We start from the raw sequence: 22,059 nt of genomic DNA on the forward strand, positions 1-22,059 counted from the left end.
TGGCGACGGGGCCCACCCCTTTCCATTCCGAACAGGGAAGTTAAGCCCGTTTGCGCCGATGGTACTGCCACACCAGGTGGGAGAGTAGGTCGCCGCCTTCCTCAAAGCCCTTCACAAACGTGAAGGGCTTTTTTGTTTTTAGATGGTAATATGGTTTGTTAACCACATCACACAACAATAAAAAAACTCCCCTAAGCAAAAGCCTAGAGGAGTGACGTAAGTTTAGTTGAGATTTACGTGCTTTTTTATACTCTGGGTAGATCTCCCTCACCTTTTAAGGGCAAATCCGATTTTCCCATTAAATATGTATCCACGTAGTGTGCAGCTTCTCTTCCTTCAGAAATGGCCCAAACAATAAGTGATTGTCCTCTTCTTTGGTCGCCGGCCACAAAAACTCCGGGAACATTGGTTTTATAATCGGCTGCAGAAGCCTTAATGTTGGTTCTTGGGTCCATTTCAAGATTTAGTTGATCAGCAACCGTAGTTTCCGACCCTGTAAAGCCCAGAGCCAAAAGGACTAGATCACAGTCCCATTCTTTCTCTGTGCCCTCTACTTCTTTAAGCATGGGTCGTTGGCCAGGTTGCTTGATCCATTCAACTTCTACAGTTACCAAACTTGTTACGTTGCCTTCTTTATTTGTATTGAACCTTTTCGTGGAAATGCTGAACACACGTTCGGCACCTTCTTTATGAGAAGAGCTGGTGCGCAAACGCATAGGCCAAAAAGGCCATGGTTGTCCTTCTGGGCGGTCTGGTGTTCCTTTGGGCATGATTTCAAAATTTGTGACCGATATGGCCCCTTGCCTTATGGATGTACCAATACAATCTGACCCTGTATCCCCGCCACCTATTACAATTACTTTTTTGCCCTTTGCAGAAATATCTTCTCCCTTAAATGGGATACCATCCACTTTTCTGTTGTTCTGCGGTAAAAAATCCATGGCTTGAACTACTCCTTTGGCATCTGCGCCAGGAACGGGAAGACTACGCCTAACCGTTGCTCCTCCACAAAGTACAATGGAATCAAATTCTTTTTGAAGTTCTGTTGCGGTGATATCCACTCCAACATGAACCCCATTTTTAAATTCAATGCCCTCTTGTTCCATTACCTCAAGTCTTCTGTCGATAACGTTTTTCTCCATCTTAAAATCTGGGATGCCATATCGTAATAGCCCACCGGGCTTTTCGTCCCTTTCGAAAACAGTAACGGTATGGCCTGCACGATTCAATTGTTGAGCGGCAGCTAAACCTGCTGGTCCAGAGCCTATCACGGCCACTTTTTTTCCAGTTCGGGTCAATGGAGCTTCAGGTTTTACCCATCCGTTCTTAAAGGCTGTTTCTACGATGTTTTTTTCAATGTTTTCTATGGAAACGGCTGGCTCGTTGATTCCCAATACGCATGCTTCTTCGCATGGTGCGGGACATAATCTTCCTGTAAATTCTGGAAAATTATTGGTTGAATGAAGTATCTCGGCAGCTTTTTCCCACTTTCCTTTGTAAACTGCATCGTTAAAATCGGGAATTAAATTGCCCAAAGGACATCCGCTATGGCAAAATGGAATTCCACAATCCATACAACGGGCTCCTTGATTTTTTAATTCACTTTCTTTTAAAGGTTTTGTAAACTCCTTATAGTTTTTGATACGTTCTTTGACAGGGGCGTATGCTTCGTCCTTTCTGTCATATTCCAAAAATCCTGTAATCTTTCCCATGTCTCAAATTATAAGGTTTGCATTTTTTCTTCTTCTAATCTAATAAGTGCTTGACGGTATTCCTCTGGGAATACTTTAATGAACTTAGGAAGATATTTTTCCCAATTTTCAAGAATATTTTGTGCCAAAGGACTTAAGGTGGCATTGTAATGGTTTTCTATCAAATCTTTCAATTCTTTGATGTCTTTATCCTCATCAACAGGAAGAAGATTTAAGTGGTCCCCGTTACAGTTTTGTCTGAATGTATTGTCCTTGTCGTAAACAAAGGCGATACCACCGCTCATACCTGCACCGAAATTTCTTCCAACTGAGCCAAGGATAACGGCAACGCCACCTGTCATATATTCACATCCGTGGTCGCCAATTCCTTCAACAACTGCTTTGGCCCCAGAGTTTCTTACGCAGAACCGCTCTCCTGCTTTACCGTTGATGTAGGCTTCACCCGAAGTGGCACCATATAAGGTGACATTTCCTGTGATAATGTTATCCTCTGGTTTTATGGTTGACTTAAAGGGCACTTTGATGACCAATTTAGCTCCTGACAAACCTTTTCCAAGATAATCGTTGGTGTTTCCGTTGACCACCATGGTAAGTCCTTTAGTAGCGAAAGCACCAAAACTTTGCCCAGCGGAACCTGTAAAGTTCAATCTCAAGGTGTTTTCAGGTAAGCCGTCCGCTCCATAAATTTTTGAAATCTCATTACTAATAATGGCCCCAACAGCTCTATCCGTATTGTAGATAGGGAAATCCAAAGTGGTTTTTTCCTTTCTAAATAGGGCAGGGTGGGCTTTGCCTATGATCTCAAATTCTATGGACTTGTCTATTTCGTGATATTGTTTTTCCGTATTGTGGAACTTGGTTCCTTCAGGTACATCAACCTGATAAAGAATCGGTGTCAAGTCGATGCCTGCTGCTTTGTAATGTTCAATGGCCTTTTTTCTGTCCAATTTCTGAACCTGGCCCACCATTTCGTTCAATGTTCTAAAACCAAGTTTGGCCATAATTTCACGAAGCTCTTGGGCCACAAAATACATGTAATTGACTACGTGCTCAGGTTTTCCTTCAAACTTTTTGCGAAGTTCAGGGTTCTGTGTGGCAATGCCCACGGGGCATGTGTTCAAATGGCATACACGCATCATTACACAGCCAGAAGCTACAAGCGGAGCCGTGGCAAATCCGAATTCCTCTGCTCCCAAAAGGCATGCGATTGCAACATCGCGACCAGTTTTTAACTGTCCGTCACATTCCAAGGTTACCCTGTTGCGTAGGTCGTTCAACACCAAAGTTTGTTGGGCTTCGGCAATTCCAAGTTCCCAAGGAAGTCCTGCATGTTTCAAAGAGGTTAAAGGTGATGCCCCAGTTCCTCCATCGAATCCTGAGATTAAAATAACATCTGCCTTGGCTTTTGCGACACCTGCCGCCACGGTTCCCACACCAACTTCGGAAACTAATTTTACATTGATCCTTGCCTCTCTGTTAGCAGATTTTAAGTCGTAGATCAACTGTGATAAATCCTCAATGGAGTAAATATCGTGATGGGGAGGTGGAGAAATCAACCCAACATAAGGGGTCGAGTTCCTTGTTTTGGCAATGGCGGGGTTTACTTTTGGACCTGGCAACTGACCACCTTCACCTGGTTTTGCCCCTTGTGCCATTTTAATCTGGATTTCTTGGGCACTGGTTAGGTAGTTGGACGTTACCCCAAATCTACCTGAGGCCACCTGCTTGATGGCACTGTTTTTCCAGTCTCCGGTTTGACTTTTATAGAAACGAGCCGAATCCTCTCCTCCTTCACCCGAATTACTCTTGCCTCCAATTCGGTTCATGGCAATCGCAAGATTTTCGTGGGCTTCCTTGCTGATACTTCCGTAGGACATGGCCCCAGTTTTAAACCTTTTTACTATTTCTGTCCAAGGCTCAACTTCCTCAATGGGAATAGGGTCGTAGTTCGAGAATTCGAACAGTCCGCGGATAGTCATTAGGTGTTTGGATTGCTCATTGACCAGTTTGGAATACTCTTTATAAGTATCCGGCTCGTTATTGCGTACCGATTTTTGAAGCATGGCGACACTTAATGGATTGAACATGTGCTTCTCGCCATTTCTTCTCCATCGATACTCTCCGCCAACCTCAATATCGAGATTGGCTGCTATTTGCTGTGATAGGAATGCCTTTTTGTGGCGTTTGGTTACTTCTTTTTCTATTTCGTACAACCCAATTCCCTGAATACGGGTAGGGGTGTTTGGAAAATATTTGTCAACAACCGTGGTATTTATTCCGATACACTCGAAAAGTTGTGAACCTCGGTAGGAGTTAAGGGTAGATATCCCTATTTTGTTCATTACCTTGAGTATCCCCTTACCGATGGCCTTGTTGTAATTTTTGACCGCTTCTTCGAAAGTATAATCGGTAATGTCGTTCTCTTCGATTTGTTCCCCAATGATTTCGTTTACCAAATAAGGGTTGATGGCACTTGCTCCAAAACCGAACAACAAGGCAAAATGATGCACTTCACGTGGTTCGGCAGATTCGATGATGATGCTTAATTTGGAGCGTTTGCCCAATTTTCTTAAGCCGCTGTTTACATAGGAACATGCCAAGAGCGCGGGTATTGGAGCCATTTCGGCACTCACCATTCTATCCGATAAGATGATGATGTTTGCATCATCATCAATGGCATCGGATGCTTGTTGTAAGATGGAGTCCAAAGCTTCTTCCAGTCCGTTGTGACCTTTGTTGATTTCATATAACATTGAAATGGATACAACTTTATAATCCGGACTGGCATCGTAATTTTTGATTTTATCCAAATCCTCTTTGGAAATAACAGGGTTTTGGATTTTTAGCTTACGGCAGTGTAATTCCGAAAAATCAAAAATGTTATGGTCGCTTCCAAGTGTGAGACTGATATCTGTAATCAATTCTTCCCGAATACCATCCAATGGTGGGTTGGTTACCTGGGCAAATAGTTGCTTAAAGTAATTGTAGATCAATTGCGGACGCTCGGAAAGTACGGCAATTGGGGTGTCGGAACCCATGGAACCAATGGGTTCTTTACCATTTTCTGCCATGGGCATTATAATGGTGTTGATGTCTTCTTGGGTATATCCAAAGGCCGTTCTTCGGGTTTGCAAAGGGAATTCGCCAAAGAAAACAGGGCAATCGTTATAAGGTATTTCCTTTAGGTGTACCAAGTTGTCCTTTAACCATTTTTTGTATGGATGCTTTTTGGCAATATGTTCTTTTATTTCCTCATCGTTCACAATTCTGCCTTCTTCCATGTTCACCAAGAACATTTTTCCGGGCTCCAATCTGCCATGGAATTCAATATCTTCAGGCTGTAGATCAACGACCCCCGTCTCAGAGGACATAATTACATATCCTTGTTTGGTAACTGAATATCTTGATGGACGAAGTCCGTTCCTGTCGAGTACGGCACCTATATAATTTCCATCGGTAAATGGAATGGATGCTGGTCCGTCCCATGGTTCCATGAGGCAGGAGTTGTATTCGTAAAATGCTCTTTTGGCCTCGGACATATCGGGGTTTTTTTCCCAGGCTTCGGGAACCAACATCATCATTACTTCGGGCAAGGAGCGACCTGTCATCAGGAGTAGTTCGACCACCATATCCATGCTTGCGGAGTCGGACTTAGCTGGCAATACAATGGGAAGTATCTTTTTAATGTCCTCACCAAACCAGTCACTTTCCATTAATTCTTCGCGCGAGCGCATACGGGAAACATTGCCTCGTAAAGTATTGATTTCTCCATTGTGGCACATGTATCTAAAGGGTTGAGCCAAATCCCACATTGGGAAAGTGTTGGTTGAGAATCTTTGGTGTACCAATGCCAAGCGGGTAACAACACGAGGATCTAAAAGATCTTCGTAATACCTGCTTATATCCTTTGGAACCAAAAGCCCTTTGAATATGATAATTTTTGTGGATAGGCTGGGCAGGTAGAAAAAATCCCTTTCCGATAGTTTGCTTTTTATTACGGTGTGCTCTGTAATTTTACGGGCGATAAAAAGTTTAAGATTGAACTGGAAATCATCCAAGTCTTTCCCTTTTGCTACAAAAACCTGCATTACATAAGGTTCGGTTTCGGCAGCTATCCGCCCTGGAACGGAACGGTTAACGGGTACATCTCTCCAACCTAATAATTGAAGCCCTTGCTTAGCCATGTTTTCTTCAAGAACCTTTATGCAAAAACTACGCTGGTTTTGCTTTTGAGGTAGAAATACATTTCCTACGGCATATTCTCCTGCTTCTGGTAGATCAAAAGTGCAGGTGTCCACGAAAAAATCATGGGGTATATCAATCAAAATTCCTGCTCCGTCCCCAGTTTTCCCATCGGCACTCACGGCACCTCTGTGTTCCAATTTATCCAGAATTTCGAGGGCTTTGTGTATTATGTCGTTGGACTTAATTCCTTTTAGGCTGCAGATGAAACCTGCACCACAGTTATCATGCTCAAATTCTGGTAAGTATAAACCTTGTTTCTCCAATCTCATCATTAACGTATTTCCTCAAAAATATCAAAATTGATATATAAATTATAAGGTTTTTATTGATTATCAGATAAATAATCAACGTAATGTTTCAAAGGTTGAAAAAAACTCAATTTAGGAAAATTTGGAATCTTAAATTATCATTATATCAAATTGAGCAGCAAAAATGCTCTCTTCCCTTATTGAAAAAGAGTATTGGTAACACTAAGGCGTGTTTAGAGGCTTTTTGCTCCTTAAAAATATGGAGTGCGGTAAGTAAAAAGCGTTTTAGTGATAAACACCCCCCTATTTTTGGAGGGGTGTTTGTTGTTTAATCTTTAAGTATGCTTCTTGAGATTACAATTTTTTGGATTTCGGAGGTGCCTTCGTAAATCTGGGTGATTTTGGCATCCCGCATCAGGCGTTCTACATGGTATTCTTTTACATATCCGTTTCCACCATGTATTTGTACGGCCTCAACAGCGGTTTCCATTGCAACTTCGGAAGCATATAGTTTGGCCATGGCTCCGGAAAGGGTATAATCGTTTCCTGCATCTTTATCGCATGCGGCTTGATAGACCAAATGGCGTGCTGCTTGAATTTTGGTGTGCATGTCCGCTAATTTAAAGGCAATGGCTTGGTGGTTCGAAATTTCTGTGCCAAAGGCTTTTCGCTGTTTGGAATACTGCAGTGCCAGTTCGTATGCCCCAGCTGCAATGCCCAGGGCCTGTGCTGCAATGCCTATTCTTCCGCCTGCCAAGGTCTTCATGGCAAACTTAAACCCAAAGCCATCTTCGCCTATACGGTTTTCTTTGGGCACTTTTACATCGTTGAACATTAAGGAGTGTGTATCGCTCCCCCGAATACCCAGTTTATTTTCTTTAGGGCCTATATCAAAACCTTCCATGCCTTTCTCTACAATCAAGGCATTTATGCCGCGATGGCCTTTATCTCTGTCTGTTTGTGCAATTACCAAGTAAACCTCGGCCTGATTCCCATTGGTGATCCAGTTTTTTGTTCCATTTAAGAGGTAATGGTCGCCTTTGTCCATGGCTGTTGTTTTTTGGGAAGTGGCGTCACTTCCTGCTTCAGGCTCCGAAAGGCAAAAGGCACCGATAATTTCTCCCGAGGCCAATGGGGTCAGGTATTTTTCTTTTTGTTCCTCTGTTCCGTAGGTTTCCAGTCCCCAACAAACCAAAGAATTGTTTACTGACACCATTACCGAAGCGGATGCATCAATTTTCGATAATTCTTCCATGGCCAATACGTAAGATAGAGTGTCAAGGCCGCTTCCACCATATTTTTCGCTGACCATCATTCCTAAAAAACCCAGTTCTCCCATTTTTTTAACAAGGTCACTAGGAAATTTTTGGCTTTCGTCGCGTTCAATCACTCCGGGTAAAAGCTCATTTTGGGCAAAATCTTTTGCCGCTTGTTGTATCATTAACTGTTCTTCGGAAAGTGTGAAATCCATAAAACTGAATAATATTTAAAAACTACCTGCAAATATAGCTTTACAATATTAATATTGTATAAATAAGTGTAAATAAATGAGAATGATTGAAATTTTAAATGTTTTTTTAAAAATAGGTATTTCTCTTTCACATTTTTTTATACCAATAAGATTATGCGGAAATATTCATTTTGAATATCTTTAGCCGCACAGATAACTACTCATAAATATTATTCCTTAATTAAACCAAACTTAACATGGAGACCCTTTTAGTTGTCATTTTTGTAATTGGATATTTGGCAATTACCCTAGAACATAATTTAAAAATAGATAAACTTATTCCAGCCTTGGCCATGATGGCCATTTTGTGGGCCTTGATGGCTTTTGGGATAGATGGCTTTACCACATGGTTCGATTCTGGCAATCATGCATTGTTGGAAAACTTCGGGTCTTTTGGCCATGAGGAAAAAATGGAGCTGATGGAGGAGACTCTTTTGCATCATTTGGGTAAAACAGCAGAGATTTTGGTCTTCCTACTTGGTGCGATGACCATTGTGGAGATTATCGACTATTTTGATGGGTTTGCCACCATAAAATCTTTTGTAAAAACAAGGAGCAAAAAGAAGATTCTTTGGATTTTCTCTTTCTTGGCATTTATTCTTTCTGCCATTATAGATAACCTTACAGCAACTATTGTATTGATTTCTATCCTTCAGAAAATTGTGAAGGACCGAGAAGTAAGGCTTTGGTATGCTGGTTTAATCATTATCGCTGCAAACGCAGGTGGCGCTTGGTCACCGATTGGAGATGTTACCACCACAATGTTGTGGATCGGCGATAAGGTGTCCACAGCTATGCTTATTGAGCATTTGTTGATACCATCTTTGGTTTGTATGCTTGTGCCTTCTTTTATTGCATCCTATCTCCCGGCTTTCAAAGGAGAAATTGATGTAGATGAAGAAGAAGATGGAACGAACTCAAAATATGGCCCCAGAATGCTTTATTTGGGCTTGGCAGCCATTGTTTTTGTGCCGATTTTTAAAACAGTGACCCATTTGCCGCCTTATGTGGGGATGATGTTGTCCTTGGCAGTAGTGGCTACTTTTGCTGAAATTTATAGTAACAAGAAAATCGCCATATCTTCCATAGACCAAGAAAGTGATGACCATTCGCACCACAGTCCGGTGCATAGTGCCTTAACCAAGATAGAATTGCCCAGTATTTTGTTCTTCTTGGGTATTTTAATGGCTGTGGCCGCTTTGGAATCTCTCGGTCTCTTGTTCAACTTTGCCGAAGGATTGAAGCAAGGAATGCCATTGATCGGAACAGAAATGGCGGGAACCCAAGTTTCCGACCTGGTTGTTGTACTATTGGGTATTGGTTCTGCAATTATAGATAATGTGCCTTTGGTAGCTGCCAGTTTGGGGATGTTCTCCGAGCCAATGGATGATCAATTGTGGCATTTTATCGCCTATTCGGCAGGAACGGGTGGAAGTATGCTCATAATTGGTTCGGCAGCAGGTGTTGTTGCCATGGGTATGGAGAAAATCGACTTCTTCTGGTATCTTAAAAAGATATCGTGGTTGGCCTTTTTAGGGTTCATTGCCGGAGCAATTTGCTTTATGGTGATGCGATATTTGTTCTAAAAAATACTTTAGTTCAAAAATCTCCGTTATAATTGCAACTTAAAATTGGGGATTTTATATGAATATTTTTCAAGAAGTAACGGAAGGTGCTGAGGCAACAGCCTCAATTTCCGAAGAAAAGACCTTATCCGTAATAGATCTTATTGTAAATGGAGGAGCAGGGAGTGTTATAATCATTGTGGTGCTTTTTGTGCTTCTTTTTGTAGCCATGTATATTTATTTTGAACGCATTTTTGCCATCAAGGCGGCGTCCAAGATAGATAAGAATTTCATGAACCAGATTCGTGATCATATCAGCAATGGCAAACTGGAAGCTGCAAAATTGTTATGTGCCCAAACGGATTCTCCGGTAGCGCGACTTATCGAAAAAGGGGTGGCCAGAATAGGCAAGCCTTTGGACGACATTAACACTTCCATTGAAAACGCAGGTACACTTGAGGTGTACAAGCTCGAGAAGAATGTAAGTGTTTTGGCCACTGTTGCCGGCGCTGCACCAATGATTGGTTTCTTAGGGACCGTAATTGGTATGATTTTGGCATTCCACGAAATGGCAAGTAGTGGCGGGCAGGCAGAAATGGGCTCATTGGCATCCGGTATCTATACGGCAATGACCACTACGGTTGCCGGTTTGGTGGTTGGTATTATCGCGTACATTGGTTACAACCACTTGGTGAACAGGACCGATAAGGTAGTGCATCAAATGGAAGCCAATGCGGTAGAGTTCTTGGATCTTTTAAACGAACCTATATAAACCTTTGGCTATGAAACTGAAGGGAAGAAACAAAATAAGCCCGGAATTCAGCATGTCATCAATGACGGACATTGTGTTCTTGTTGTTGGTGTTTTTCATGTTGACGTCCAATGCACCGAATGCGCTGGATTTGCTTTTGCCAAAGGCAAAGGGTAAATCGACGAACACACAGAATGTTTCGGTTACCATTGATAAGGATTTGAAATATTTTGTGAACAACGAGCAGATCAACAAAGAATACATTGAAATTGAATTAAAAAAGGCACTTGAAGGTCAAGAAAAGCCGACAATCATCCTCAGAGCAGAAGAAAACGTGGCCATAAAAGAAGCGGTCAACGTAATGGACATTGCCAACAGGAACAGTTACAAGGTTATCTTGGCAGTGCGGCCAAAATAATGTCCTTTTTAGATACGAGACACAAGAAAAAATCCTTCACGCTTACAACACTTTTGTTAAGCGCGCTGCTCCTATTGCTTTTTTATATTGGATTGACCTACCTAGACCCGCCCATTGAAAATGGAATCGCCGTCAATTTCGGAACCATGGATTATGGAAGTGGTGAAGTTCAGCCTACGGAGCCAGTGCGTTCGGAGCCTAGGGAAGTTCAAAGCCAACCCGAAACTCAAGAAGTGGCAGAATCTGCCGAGCCTGAGGAAGCGGTTGTAGAAGAAGCCCCTGTTGAAGAGGTATTGACAAGTAATGACGAGGAAACCATTAAACTGCGACAACAGGAAGAAGCCAAACGTAAAGCGGAGGAGGAAGCAGAAAAAGCCAAAGCCGAAGTAGAACGTATTGCCCGTGAAAAACGGGAGGCCGAAGAGCGTAAGCGACAAGAGCAAGAGGCCAAGAAAAAAAGTGTGGATGCCCTTATCGGTGGAATCGGAAAATCGGACGGTACCGCAACAGGTAGTGAAGGTGATGATAATCGTGCAGGGGACAAGGGACAACCCGATGGCGACCCATATGCCCCCACTTATTATGGTGCGCCTGGAGTTGGAAATGGAGGTGCTGGTTATGGGTTGAAGGGAAGGTCTTTGGCAGATAGCGGAAAAGTTCGACAGGAATGCGATGAAGCGGGTGTGGTCTGGGTAAGGATTACCGTTGACAGGTCCGGGAAAGTCATCAAGGCCGAGCCCGGTGTAAAAGGTACCACAAACAACGCTCCATGTCTGTTGGAACCTGCCCGTAAAACGGCACTGCTCCATAAATGGAATTCGGATTCGAATGCCCCGGCACAACAGATAGGTTTTGTGGTTGTCAACTTTAAATTGGGGCAGTAGTGACGTACCAAGAAACATTGGACTGGATGTTCGGACAACTTCCGATGTACCAGCAGAAAGGTGCGGCGGCATTGAATGCTAAGTTGGACAACATCATCCATTTGTGCAATGTGCTGGAGAATCCTGAGAAAAAATTTAAAAGTATTCACGTTGCGGGAACCAATGGCAAAGGGTCCAGTAGCCATATGTTGGCCTCCATTCTTCAAGAGGCAGGTTATAAGGTCGGACTTTATACTTCACCACACCTAAAAGATTTTAGGGAGCGTATCAAAATAGACGGTAAAGTTGTCAGCAAGAGATTTGTAAGAGATTTTATTGAGGAAAAAAAAACCTTTTTTGAGTACCATAAGCTTTCTTTTTTTGAGATGACCGTAGGGATGGCTTTTAGCTATTTTGCGGAAGAAAAAGTAGATGTTGCCATAATCGAAGTAGGATTGGGAGGGCGGCTCGATTCGACCAACATCATAACGCCCGAAGTGTCGCTAATCACTAATATTGGAATGGATCATACCCAGTTTTTGGGAGATACTTTGGAAAAAATTGCGCTGGAAAAAGCAGGGATTATCAAAACAAGTGTTCCAGTGGTCATAAGCGAAACCCAACCCGAAACAAAGATGATTTTTAACCTGATTGCCCACCAGCGTAGATCCAGCATTGTTTTTGCGGATCAACAACCCGCCACAGGGTATAAAACCGATTTACTGGGTGAATATCAGCAGAAAAATATTAACGGAGTAGTGGCATGTATTCGTCAGTTGAAGAATTTTGAAGTTCCTGAAAGAGCTATTTCTGACGGACTCACAAAAGTTGTGGAAAATACCGGTCTTTTGGGAAGATGGCAGGTGCTACAACATAGACCTTTGGTGGTTTGCGATACAGCACATAACAAAGAAGGGCTTAAAATGGTTTTGGAACAAGTGAAAAAACAATCGTACGATCAACTCCATATTGTGCTTGGTTTTGTTAAAGATAAAGATGTAAAGTCCGTTTTGCCTTTATTTCCCAAAGATGCCAAGTATTATTTTGTAAGACCAAGTATTCCGAGGGGCATGGATGCTGTTCAGCTAGAGGAACTTGCTCAAGAAGAGGGGCTTAAGGGAAAGGTGTGCAAGTCTGTAAAAAAAGGATTGAACAAAGCGTTGAAAAATGCAACAAGCGACGATATGATCTATGTAGGTGGCAGTACTTTTGTTGTTGCTGAAGTTGTGTAATTTTTTTCATTTTTTTGTTTTATAAATCAAAAACAGTCTTATATTTGCACTCCCATTACGGAAAATAATGGGCGCTTAGCTCAGTTGGTTCAGAGCACCTCGTTTACACCGAGGGGGTCGGGGGTTCGAATCCCTCAGCGCCCACTTTTAGAGTTTAAACAAAAACAAAACCTTGCATATCTTATTGATTTGCAAGGTTTTGACGTTTTAGGCCTTTATTTGAATTGGTTTGATTTGATATGTTTTGGTTTGCAATTCGGTTAGTAAATTTTTTTGTGAAAAGTGTTAACCGAATAAGCCTGTAAATTACTATATTACAGCAACTTAGTATTTGACTTTCGTAGGTGATTTTCGTTCAATTTAACACAAAACCTATGAGAACTCGGTCTACATTTTCAATCAGTTTTTGGATAAGCACTGCCCGGCGGAATGACGGAACCGCTAAGATTTATGCCCGTATCACCGTTGATTCACAACGAGTTAACATGAGCCTCAAATACACCATTCCTGCAGAAAGTTGGGACCGAAAGGGATCGAGGGTTCTGGGGCGCACAACGGAAGCGCAGGAAATCAACGCCTATTTAATGGAGGTTGAAACCGAACTTTTCCAATGCTACCGTGAATTACGATCCAAAACAACCCACATTACACCGCAAATGGTCAAGGCGAAGTATTTCGGGGAGGATGAGAACCAAATGACGTTAACAGCCCTATTTGAGCACCATAACCTCCATGGCGCACATAATCTGGGTAAAGCGACCCTGAGCCATTATAAAACCACCCAGAAGTATTTATTGGGCTATCTGAAGAAGCACTATAAATGTGATGATTACAGATTGTCACAGCTCAACCATCAGTTTGTTGTGGGTTTCGAGACCTACTTGCGAAAACTACACCCTATTCACCATCATGGTAGACTTTCGAACAACGGAGCAATGAAACATATCCAACGTTTGAGAAAGATGGTCAGAATGGCTGTAAACAATGAATGGATAGAAAAATATCCTTTTCAAAAATTTAAGATTAGGATGGAGAAAAAGGAAAGGGATTTTTTGACCTTGGAAGAATTACGTAAAATTCTGGATTTCCAAACCAAGATTGAACGGTTACGAATTGTAAAAGACTTATTTGTTTTTAGTTGCTACACGGGCATTGCCTATTGTGATATAATGAACCTTAATGAGGACAATCTAGTATTGGGTATCGATGGAAAGCATTGGATAAGTACAAAAAGACAAAAGACCAAGAACAGCTTCAAGTTGCCTTTAATGGGACCGGCATTGTCGATTGTTAAGAGATATCACTATCATCCGAAAAGGCGTACAAATAAATTATTTCCCAGAATTTCCAATCAAAAATTAAATAGCTATCTGAAGGAGATTGCGGATTCATGCCATATCAATAAACACATAACTTTCCATATGGCGAGACACACCTTTGCCACCACCATTACATTAAGCAATGGAGTACCTATCGAGACGGTTTCCAAAATATTAGGACATTCAGAATTGGCCACGACCCAAATTTATGCGCGGGTCTTGGATAAAAAAATCAGTGAGGATATGAGTGGTTTGGAATCAATTCTGGAATCTAATTTCTCAGATTCAATTGATGATAACGAGAAGTTTGGTAACTCTGTCTTTTAACCTTGAGAATTCATTGCAATGATTAGGGTGCCGAAACTATCGAAGATTTTTAGTCCCAATCTTACCCAGACTTTTGCGCTTGGTTCCTATCGGGTTTTTGTAGTGTTCGGGAAGATAAGCGTTGAGCAAAAAACTGATAGGGCGCAATCTACAACCTGCTTTGGCAAAAGTTTTCTATTTAGCGTCGCCTTGGCGACACTAAGTTGAAAAGCAAGAGGATAGCGCGCTAAAGCGGCGCTATTGATTCATTTTCCTTCGGAAAAGCCCTGTTTGTAAGGGTTTTTGGAAATGTTTGAATTCAGAGATTACGGTTTTTATTGTTGCAAAAACGTTGAAAGTACATGTAATTACTGAACAAAATTGTAACAATTGAGCCCTTTAAAACATGTATTATGGACGATTTTAGAGCAGTACGAATAAAGAAAAGGACACTATTAAGATTCAAGGTCTTTTCAAGAAAAGTGGGCAAGAGTTATTCCCATACCTTGGATATGGTAATGGACTTTTTTGAGTGGCACGGTTTTATGCCATCTGAAAGATTTGAAAAGAGCATAGGTCAAGAGATCATTAAAAACAGGAAACGGACAGATGCGGTCATTGCCATAATCAGGGACATTGAAAAGAACCAAACCTTGCCCACCATTGGTATGATGCAGGCCCTGTTCAATCAGGAATTGGACAATGATGAAGATGGGGATGATTTTCTTGAGGACATGATCGAAAAGAATCCACCAAAGCCAGACCCAGTGTTCGAGGGTGAAGTAACTGTTCCGAAAATCAAGTATGATCGGTTGGAGGAAAAGGCGGCCTCGCTCCAATCGGATTTAAATAGTATACTTGATAATGTCAAGGTGGTCAAGAGCAGTTTTGGGAAAAGCTATCTGAAGCTTGAAATAACGGAAGGGCGGTTGGAACGATATAGACGTGAAGCAAACAGACCATTGGATTACCTCAAATGATGAGGAGACTATATCGTTAATAGATAAAATTGCCTCGCTCAGTAAGGTTAGTTTGGCAAGATTTGGGGCTTGCAGCACTCCACTTCGTTGCGTTCGCCCTTATATCGATTTCTATTTCATACCAAGGTTTTGAGAGCATTTTGTTTAAAACGAACATAGATTCCACTGAAAAACGTCTTCACGGATTCTATATAGTTTCCTATCTTTGAATCAGATGCGAAAATACCGAAACATAAAGGCACTTTTCTTTCTGGGGATACTCAGTATGCTTTTGATGCACAAAGTAGTACCACACTGGCATCATCAACATGTAGAGGAGCATCATCATGATGTGGCACATAACCATCACGACCATCATTCCGATGAAACGGAAAAAGAAAATCCAACAAAAGGATTCCTGGATTGGTTTTTTGAAATGCATGCCCATACCAATACCACGACCGATATATTGGTATTGAAGCAAAGAACAGTCGAAAAAGTTTCCGTAGAAAAATTAATAGCAAAAACGCGATTTCCTAAGCTGGTCATTTATACTTTTTATAAATCAGATACCATAGTTAAGAAATGGTATCGTCCACCAGACAAGCTTCGAAAAGCGTATTTATTCAATTATTCACTCCGGGGACCCCCTTCATTAGGTTAATCAAGAAGGCAAACTGATTCCACTAGTAATTGGATCAGTTTGTTTGTTTCTCAATTTTTGATAAACCTAAACAAAATCATTATGAAATTTAAATTCGTATGCGCTCTTTGCGTATACCTGTTTTTTGGTAAAGTGTTTTCACAATCCACTGAGATGGAGAAAGTACTAAGCCAAATAGAACAGAACAATAAAGAGTTGAAGGCCTACCAGTCATATATCAATGGGCAGCAACTGTTAAATGAAAGTGGCAACAATTTACCGAATCCAGAAGTTCTTGGGTATTATTTACCGTTTGGTGAACACCAATCGGACGATTATTCAGAATTTGAAGTATCACAATCCTTTGAGTTTCCCACAGTGTATTTGGCACGCAATAAATGGAACAAGCTTCAAGAGGATCAATTGGAAGCGATGTATACCAAAAAGCGTCAAGAAATATTGTTGAATGCGAAGAAGGGTTTGATCAATCTGAACATGCTTCGAAAAAGGCTGGAGATTGAAGAGGTCCGGAAAACCCAAAGTTTGGAGGTCTTCCAACAAATCCAGGAAATGTACAATAAGGAACAGGTTGGAATTTTGGATCTCAACAAGGCTAAAGTAGCTTGGATACAGGAACAGTTTGTTGTGGAACAGATACAAGCAGATATACAAAACCAACTGACCGAATTGCAAACGCTAAATGGTGGCCAATCCATTGAAATGAATGATTTGCAGTTGGACAGTCCTGTCCAATTACAAAGCATTGAGACAATTTGGAGTGAAAAACTGGCCAATGACCCAAGATTGACTGAACTTCAAGCTAATGAAGCTTCTGCTTTCCAGAACGTCAAACTGGAAAAGAACAAAGTCCTTCCTAATATCTCATTGGGATATAACTACCAAGGTGTGAATGGCAATGATTATTCTGGGGTATTTGGCGGTTTGTCCATTCCCTTATGGAACAGTAAAAACAAAGTCAAGGCGGCGAAGGCCGACTTTGAGTATCAGCAAACCAATTCAGAAGTAACAAGGGCATTGATGTATTCACAATTTCAACAAGAATACAACCAGTACCTTTTGTTGTTCAACAAATACACCGAATATCAAGAAACCCTATCCAACCTAGATAGCGAAGCACTTTTATTTAAAGCCTATAGTCTGGGGGAATATTCCTTTTTGGAATATTATATGGAAGTTCAGTTTTATCGGGATGCAACCGATAGGATGTTGGAAATGGAAAAACAATTACAGCAATTACAAGCACAATTATTAATACATCAATTGTAACACCTTAAAAAACAAAAAGATGAAAACAGTATCAAAAATTTTAATGGCATCAATGGTAATCATTGCAATAGGAATTACAGGATGTCGCGACACCAAAAAAGAAGAACCCAAAGACGACCATGGACATACCCATGGGGAAGGTGCAGACCATAAGCACGAACAGGAAGAAGTTAAACAAGAGGAATTTACCATGGATAAGGACTCCGTAAAAACTGAAGAGGGCACCCATACCCACGAGGACGGAGAAACACACCACGATCACTAAAAAACAATTCAATGAAAAAGTATTTAATAATTGTGCTTGCCTTAATGGCAACAGCTTGTAAACAAAATAACGAAGAAGATCATGCCCATAACCCAGATGGCAGCCATGTAGGGGATGAAACGCCTCGTTTGGATTATACCATTTGGACAGATGACACCGAACTGTTTGTAGAGTTCCCAGCATTGATTGTTGGACAACCGAGCAAGTTCGCCGCACATTTTACTGTATTGGACAAACATCAGCCAGTACGGGAAGGTTCGGTTACGGTAAGTCTGGTCAAAGGAGAAAAAGGAATACGGTCAACTGCGGACGCTCCCTCGTCACCAGGTATATTTTCTCCACTGCTTCAGCCCACAGGATCTGGGGAACATCAATTGATTTTTGATCTTACCACCCCGCAATACACTGATAAAATCGTAATCGAGGATATTATGGTCTATGCCAGTTTGGACGAAGCCAAAGAAGCTTTGGGTGAAGCGGGAGAGGATGGATCCATTTCATTTTTGAAAGAACAGGCTTGGAAAACAGCTTTCCAAACTGAACCTGTAACAAAAGGTGAAATATATGATGTTATCAAAACCTCTGGGGTTTGGCAGCCAGCCCAAGGGGCATTAAAAACAATGGTGGCAACGGCCAACGGAACCGTCAACTTCTCAACTTTAAACCTTACAGAGGGTATGGAGGTAACAAGAGGACAATTGCTATTAAACGTGAGCAGCCAAGGACTGGCATCCAATAATTTAAGTGCCGAGGTGGCCAAAGCAAAGGCTAATTATGATCAGGCAGCATCGGAATACAACAGAAAAAAGGAACTCTACGAGAGCAAGATCATTCCAAAGGCTGCATTTGAAAAAGTGGAAAGTAATTATGCCATAGCAAAAGCAGAATATCAATCCATTGCTTCGGGAGTGTCGGGAGACAGTAAACAGATTCGAGCACCTTTTAATGGTTTCATAAGATCTGTAAATGTGGCCAATGGTGATTATGTAGAGCAGGGAGCTGTATTGATCAGTGTGGCAACAGAGGATTCAAAAGTGTTGAAATCGCAGATTGCACCCACCTATGGTTTGACCATGGAAAATATCAAAGGTTTATGGTATCAAACGGAAACTGGTGATTGGAAAAATATTTCAGATTCAGATGGTGAAATCCTATCCATTTCAAAAGATGTGGAAATGGAGAGTCCATTGATTTCAGTATTTGCCAGAGTGAACGACATTATTGCAGTTCCAGACGGTAGTTTAACCCAAGTACAGATTGCAATGGGTGATGGTAAACAAACCACAATTGTTCCCGAATCGGCCTTACTGGAAGATTACGGTAACTATTCGGTTATGGTGCAACTTTCGGGAGAAAGCTTTGAACGGAGATCAATTACCATAGGTAAACGCAATGGTGAAAATGTAGAGGTCTTAAAAGGTTTGGAAGCTGGTGATGTTGTGGTAACCACAGGTGCGTATCAGGTAAAAATGGCTTCCATGTCAGGAACAACCCCTGCACATGGCCATGAACATTAAAAAGCAAAAATTATGTTGACTAAAATATTAAATAGTTCCCTACATAATCGTTTGCTGATTTTGTTGGGAGCCGTAGTGTTGAGTGTATTGGGAGTGTACTATGCAAAAACAATGAATGTTGATGTATTCCCAGACCTCACAGCACCTACGGTAACCATTCTTACCGAAGCCCATGGCATGGAATCGGAAGAAGTGGAAAAACTGGTGACCTATCAATTGGAAACCGCCCTGAACGGTTCGCCCAATGTAAGACGTATTCGCTCCTCATCGGCAGCGGGTATTTCCATTGTCTGGGTGGAATTTGAATGGGGTACGGATATATATCGCGCGCGCCAAATTGTAAGCGAACGCATCCCGATGGTTCGTGAAAATCTGCCTGAAGGTATCGGCGCACCAACTATGGCACCTATTTCATCCATCATGGGAGAAATCATGTTATTGGGTGTCACCTCCGATAGTTTGTCACCTATGGAATTACGTACCCTATCCGACTGGACGATTCGCCCACGCATCAAGGCAATAGGAGGAATCGCCAATGTGGTGGTTATTGGTGGTGAGTACAAGCAATACCAAGTATTTGCCAATCCCGAAAAGCTGAAGCACTACAACGTGAGCTTGTCAGAACTGGTAGAGCACGTTAAGGAAGCCAATGTAAATGCTCCTGGTGGTATAGTGAATCAGTACGGCAATCAATACATCATTAAAGGAAGTGGCAGGGCCTATGCTTTGGAAGATTTACAGGAAGCTGTTTTAAAGCAAATCAACGGTCAGACCATTAAAATCAAAGATGTAGCTACCGTACAGATCGGGGCATCGGACAAGATTGGAGATGGCTCATTGAATGGGAAGGAATCAGTGATTTTGACCATTTCTAAACAACCCGATGTCAATACTTTAAAATTGACCGAACAATTGGATGAGGCTATTGCAGATTTGCAGAAAACCCTGCCAAAAGGGGTAGAAATCAAAAGCCAGATTTTCAGACAGGCTGATTTTATTGAAGCTTCCATAAGCAATCTAAATTCGACATTGTTGGAAGGTGCATTTTTCGTGGTTATTGTATTGTTCATTTTTTTGATGAACTGGCGTACCACGGTAATTTCTTTGTTGGCAATTCCCATTTCATTATTAGTATCAATCATCATCTTAAAACTAATGGGATATACCATAAACACCATGAGTTTAGGCGGTATGGCCATTGCCATTGGTGCTTTGGTGGATGATGCGATTATTGATGTGGAAAACGTTTATAAACGTTTGCGAGAAAACAGTCGTTTACCAAAAGAAGCACAACAATCGGTAATTACCGTAGTACGTGATGCTTCCGTGGAAATTCGAAGTTCCATCATCATAGCGACCTTGATCATAATTGTTTCGTTCGTGCCTCTGTTCTTTTTGAGTGGAATGGAAGGTAGATTATTACAACCGCTCGGGATTGCTTTTGTAACATCTGTATTAACTTCCTTGATTGTTGCAGTTACAGTAACCCCTGTGCTATGTTCGTATTTGCTGAACAACGAAAAGCTGTTGAACAAGCAAGCCGAGGGCACAAAAGTGGAACAATGGCTTCAAAAACGTTATGCAAACACACTCGACAAGGTGATCAAGTTCCCAAAGACGGTGATAGGTGTAACTGTGATTGCTTTTGTTTTGAGTTTGGCATTGGCAACCCAATTGGGAAGGAGTTTTTTGCCTGAGTTCAATGAAGGTTCATTGGTGATCAGTGCGGTTGGTCCTCCTGGTATGTCTCTGGAAGAAAGTAACAAGGCTGGGAAACAAATAGAAAACTTGTTGTTGGAAATGCCCGAAGTTGAAGTGGTGACCCGCAGAACTGGCCGAGCGGAACTGGACGAACACGCACAAGGGGTCAATGCTGCCGAAATTGATGTGCCATTTATATTGGATGGTAAAACCAAAGAAACGTTTTTCGAGGAAGTCCGTACCAAATTGAGTGTGGTGCCCGGGGTTAACATTACCCTTGGGCAGCCTATTGCACACCGTATAGACCATATGCTATCGGGAACGCGTGCCAATATTGCGATCAAAATTTTTGGCTCTGACTTACAACGTTTGTTTGAATTGGGAAAACAGGTGGAGCAAAACATCAAATCCATTGATGGATTGGCAGACGTGGCGGTTGACCAGCAAATAGAAGTTCCCCAAATTCGGATCAAACCCAAACGCCAAATATTGGCAGCATACGGAATGACAGTTGGCAATTTGATGGAACAAGTGGACATTGCGTTTGCTGGTGAGGAAGTAGGCGAAATCTATGAGGGCCAACAATATTTCGATTTGGTGGTACGCTACGAAAAACCCTTTCGTGATAATATTGAGAACTTCAAAAATACCTTGGTAAGCCTTCCTAATGGCGGACAGACCGTGTTGGGTGAATTGGCGACCATAGGATCTGTAAGCAGCCCAAATACTATCAGTCGAGAAGATGTCCAGCGTAAGATTGTTATTGCCGCCAATGTACAGGGCAGAGATCTTCGAAGTGCTGTAAACGAGATTGAAGACGTGGTCAACAGTACCATTAACTTTCCTGAAGGGTATCGTGTACAATACGGCGGACAGTTTGAAAGTGAATCCAAAGCATCTCAATTGTTATTGGTCACTGCATTTTTGGCCATTGGTATCATTTTCCTGTTGCTGTATTATGAGTTCAAAAATGTAAAATTGGCCTTTGTGGTGCTCATCAATTTGCCTCTGGCATTGATTGGTGGTATTTTAATCGTGTATTTCACATCTGGAATCGTAAGTATTGCAGCAACCATTGGATTTATAAGCTTGTTCGGTATTGCAACCCGAAATGGTATTCTTTTGGTATCTCGATACGAAGATTTGCGACAAGAAGGGAAAACAGGAATAGATCTGATTAAAACCGGGGCATTGGATAGGTTAAACCCTATTCTGATGACGGCCTTTACCACAGGGTTGGCATTGATTCCTTTGGCCTTGAAAGGAGGCCAACCAGGCAGTGAAATACAAAGCCCGATGGCCGTGGTCATTTTGGGAGGGTTGCTATCTGCGACCCTTTTGAACCTAATTGTAATTCCTTGTGTTTATGAATTGGTGATTAGCAAAAATAAATAAAAAGGAAATTGGGCTACTTCATATTGGAGCAGCCCACTTAATTTTTAAAAGGAAAATGACACGCTAAAAGCCGGTTTAATATTTTATGGTTAATTTTATAGTCTACGAAGGTAGAGTATTATA

General features: G+C 41.7%; 15 protein-coding genes, 1 tRNA gene and 1 rRNA gene. 14 read left to right on the plus strand and 3 right to left on the minus strand.

The window, feature by feature from the left end; translation table 11 throughout:
• Window positions 1–101 (plus strand): 5S ribosomal RNA (gene rrf / locus GO009_RS15535); the annotation flags it as partial.
• A gap of 144 nt (window positions 102–245) precedes the next feature.
• Here the strand turns inward: rrf and GO009_RS15540 are convergent.
• The 3 genes from GO009_RS15540 to GO009_RS15550 all read right to left on the minus strand — a co-directional run bounded on the left by GO009_RS15540 (window position 246) and on the right by GO009_RS15550 (window position 7,676).
• On the minus strand, window positions 246–1,712 hold the full coding sequence (locus GO009_RS15540) for a glutamate synthase subunit beta (protein WP_163627529.1): 1,467 nt from the start codon (window positions 1,710–1,712) through the stop codon (window positions 246–248).
• 8 nt (window positions 1,713–1,720) lie between these two features.
• Window positions 1,721–6,226 (minus strand): glutamate synthase large subunit, encoded by a 4,506-nt coding sequence (gltB, locus tag GO009_RS15545; RefSeq protein ID WP_163627531.1) that lies wholly within the window; start codon window positions 6,224–6,226, stop codon window positions 1,721–1,723.
• A 307-nt stretch (window positions 6,227–6,533) separates the two neighbouring features.
• The gene (locus tag GO009_RS15550) at window positions 6,534–7,676 is read right to left on the minus strand and encodes an acyl-CoA dehydrogenase (protein WP_163627532.1); all 1,143 of its coding nucleotides are present in this window, start codon (window positions 7,674–7,676) and stop codon (window positions 6,534–6,536) included.
• Window positions 7,677–7,912: 236 nt separating this feature from the next.
• Here GO009_RS15550 and nhaD point away from each other — a divergent pair, with 236 nt between their 5' ends.
• The 13 genes from nhaD to GO009_RS15615 all read left to right on the plus strand — a co-directional run bounded on the left by nhaD (window position 7,913) and on the right by GO009_RS15615 (window position 21,936).
• Window positions 7,913–9,301 carry a sodium:proton antiporter NhaD gene (gene nhaD, locus GO009_RS15555; protein WP_163627534.1) on the plus strand — a complete coding sequence of 463 codons (1,389 nt, stop codon included), beginning with the start codon at window positions 7,913–7,915 and terminating at the stop codon, window positions 9,299–9,301.
• A 58-nt stretch (window positions 9,302–9,359) separates the two neighbouring features.
• Window positions 9,360–10,052, plus strand: a complete 693-nt coding sequence (locus tag GO009_RS15560) for a MotA/TolQ/ExbB proton channel family protein (protein WP_014032088.1) — start codon at window positions 9,360–9,362, stop codon at window positions 10,050–10,052.
• A 10-nt stretch (window positions 10,053–10,062) separates the two neighbouring features.
• Window positions 10,063–10,449, plus strand: coding sequence for a biopolymer transporter ExbD (locus GO009_RS15565; protein WP_014032087.1), 387 nt, complete (start codon window positions 10,063–10,065; stop codon window positions 10,447–10,449).
• The gene (locus GO009_RS15570; protein ID WP_163627536.1) at window positions 10,449–11,333 is read left to right on the plus strand and encodes an energy transducer TonB; all 885 of its coding nucleotides are present in this window, start codon (window positions 10,449–10,451) and stop codon (window positions 11,331–11,333) included. Before GO009_RS15565 ends, GO009_RS15570 begins: the two co-directional genes overlap by 1 nt.
• Window positions 11,333–12,544 (plus strand): folylpolyglutamate synthase/dihydrofolate synthase family protein, encoded by a 1,212-nt coding sequence (locus GO009_RS15575; RefSeq protein ID WP_163627538.1) that lies wholly within the window; start codon window positions 11,333–11,335, stop codon window positions 12,542–12,544. The genes GO009_RS15570 and GO009_RS15575 overlap by 1 nt, the downstream gene beginning before the upstream one ends.
• A 69-nt stretch (window positions 12,545–12,613) precedes the next feature.
• Window positions 12,614–12,688, plus strand: a tRNA-Val gene (locus GO009_RS15580).
• Window positions 12,689–12,918: 230 nt separating this feature from the next.
• Window positions 12,919–14,190, plus strand: coding sequence for a site-specific integrase (locus GO009_RS15585; protein ID WP_163627540.1), 1,272 nt, complete (start codon window positions 12,919–12,921; stop codon window positions 14,188–14,190).
• Window positions 14,191–14,582: 392 nt separating this feature from the next.
• On the plus strand, window positions 14,583–15,149 hold the full coding sequence (locus tag GO009_RS15590) for a BfmA/BtgA family mobilization protein (RefSeq protein ID WP_163627542.1): 567 nt from the start codon (window positions 14,583–14,585) through the stop codon (window positions 15,147–15,149).
• Window positions 15,150–15,363: 214 nt separating this feature from the next.
• Entirely contained in the window at window positions 15,364–15,792 is a 429-nt protein-coding gene (locus GO009_RS15595; RefSeq protein WP_163627544.1) for a hypothetical protein, read from the plus strand.
• Window positions 15,793–15,873: 81 nt separating this feature from the next.
• Complete coding sequence (locus GO009_RS15600; protein ID WP_163627546.1) at window positions 15,874–17,058, plus strand: TolC family protein; 1,185 nt, start codon at window positions 15,874–15,876, stop codon at window positions 17,056–17,058.
• 19 nt (window positions 17,059–17,077) lie between these two features.
• Complete coding sequence (locus GO009_RS15605) at window positions 17,078–17,323, plus strand: hypothetical protein (protein WP_163627548.1); 246 nt, start codon at window positions 17,078–17,080, stop codon at window positions 17,321–17,323.
• An 11-nt stretch (window positions 17,324–17,334) separates the two neighbouring features.
• Complete coding sequence (locus GO009_RS15610; protein WP_163627550.1) at window positions 17,335–18,840, plus strand: efflux RND transporter periplasmic adaptor subunit; 1,506 nt, start codon at window positions 17,335–17,337, stop codon at window positions 18,838–18,840.
• 12 nt (window positions 18,841–18,852) lie between these two features.
• Entirely contained in the window at window positions 18,853–21,936 is a 3,084-nt protein-coding gene (locus tag GO009_RS15615; protein WP_163627552.1) for an efflux RND transporter permease subunit, read from the plus strand.
• The last annotated feature ends 123 nt before the right edge of the window (window positions 21,937–22,059 follow it).

It is taken from the genome of Allomuricauda sp. TY007 (assembly GCF_010468565.1).
Classification (GTDB): domain Bacteria; phylum Bacteroidota; class Bacteroidia; order Flavobacteriales; family Flavobacteriaceae; genus Flagellimonas.

Excerpts from the sequence above, each read along its gene's own strand:
- GO009_RS15540 (WP_163627529.1), bottom strand. The coding sequence starts at position 1,712 with ATGGGAAAGATTACAGGATTTTTGGAATATGACAGAAAGGACGAAGCA.
- GO009_RS15605 (WP_163627548.1), top strand. The coding sequence starts at position 17,078 with ATGAAAACAGTATCAAAAATTTTAATGGCATCAATGGTAATCATTGCA.
- GO009_RS15560 (WP_014032088.1), top strand. The coding sequence starts at position 9,360 with ATGAATATTTTTCAAGAAGTAACGGAAGGTGCTGAGGCAACAGCCTCA.
- GO009_RS15610 (WP_163627550.1), top strand. The coding sequence starts at position 17,335 with ATGAAAAAGTATTTAATAATTGTGCTTGCCTTAATGGCAACAGCTTGT.
- GO009_RS15585 (WP_163627540.1), top strand. The coding sequence starts at position 12,919 with ATGAGAACTCGGTCTACATTTTCAATCAGTTTTTGGATAAGCACTGCC.
- GO009_RS15590 (WP_163627542.1), top strand. The coding sequence starts at position 14,583 with ATGGACGATTTTAGAGCAGTACGAATAAAGAAAAGGACACTATTAAGA.
- GO009_RS15615 (WP_163627552.1), top strand. The coding sequence starts at position 18,853 with ATGTTGACTAAAATATTAAATAGTTCCCTACATAATCGTTTGCTGATT.
- GO009_RS15595 (WP_163627544.1), top strand. The coding sequence starts at position 15,364 with ATGCGAAAATACCGAAACATAAAGGCACTTTTCTTTCTGGGGATACTC.
- GO009_RS15550 (WP_163627532.1), bottom strand. The coding sequence starts at position 7,676 with ATGGATTTCACACTTTCCGAAGAACAGTTAATGATACAACAAGCGGCA.
- GO009_RS15565 (WP_014032087.1), top strand. The coding sequence starts at position 10,063 with ATGAAACTGAAGGGAAGAAACAAAATAAGCCCGGAATTCAGCATGTCA.
- GO009_RS15600 (WP_163627546.1), top strand. The coding sequence starts at position 15,874 with ATGAAATTTAAATTCGTATGCGCTCTTTGCGTATACCTGTTTTTTGGT.
- gltB (WP_163627531.1), bottom strand. The coding sequence starts at position 6,226 with ATGAGATTGGAGAAACAAGGTTTATACTTACCAGAATTTGAGCATGAT.
- nhaD (WP_163627534.1), top strand. The coding sequence starts at position 7,913 with ATGGAGACCCTTTTAGTTGTCATTTTTGTAATTGGATATTTGGCAATT.
- GO009_RS15570 (WP_163627536.1), top strand. The coding sequence starts at position 10,449 with ATGTCCTTTTTAGATACGAGACACAAGAAAAAATCCTTCACGCTTACA.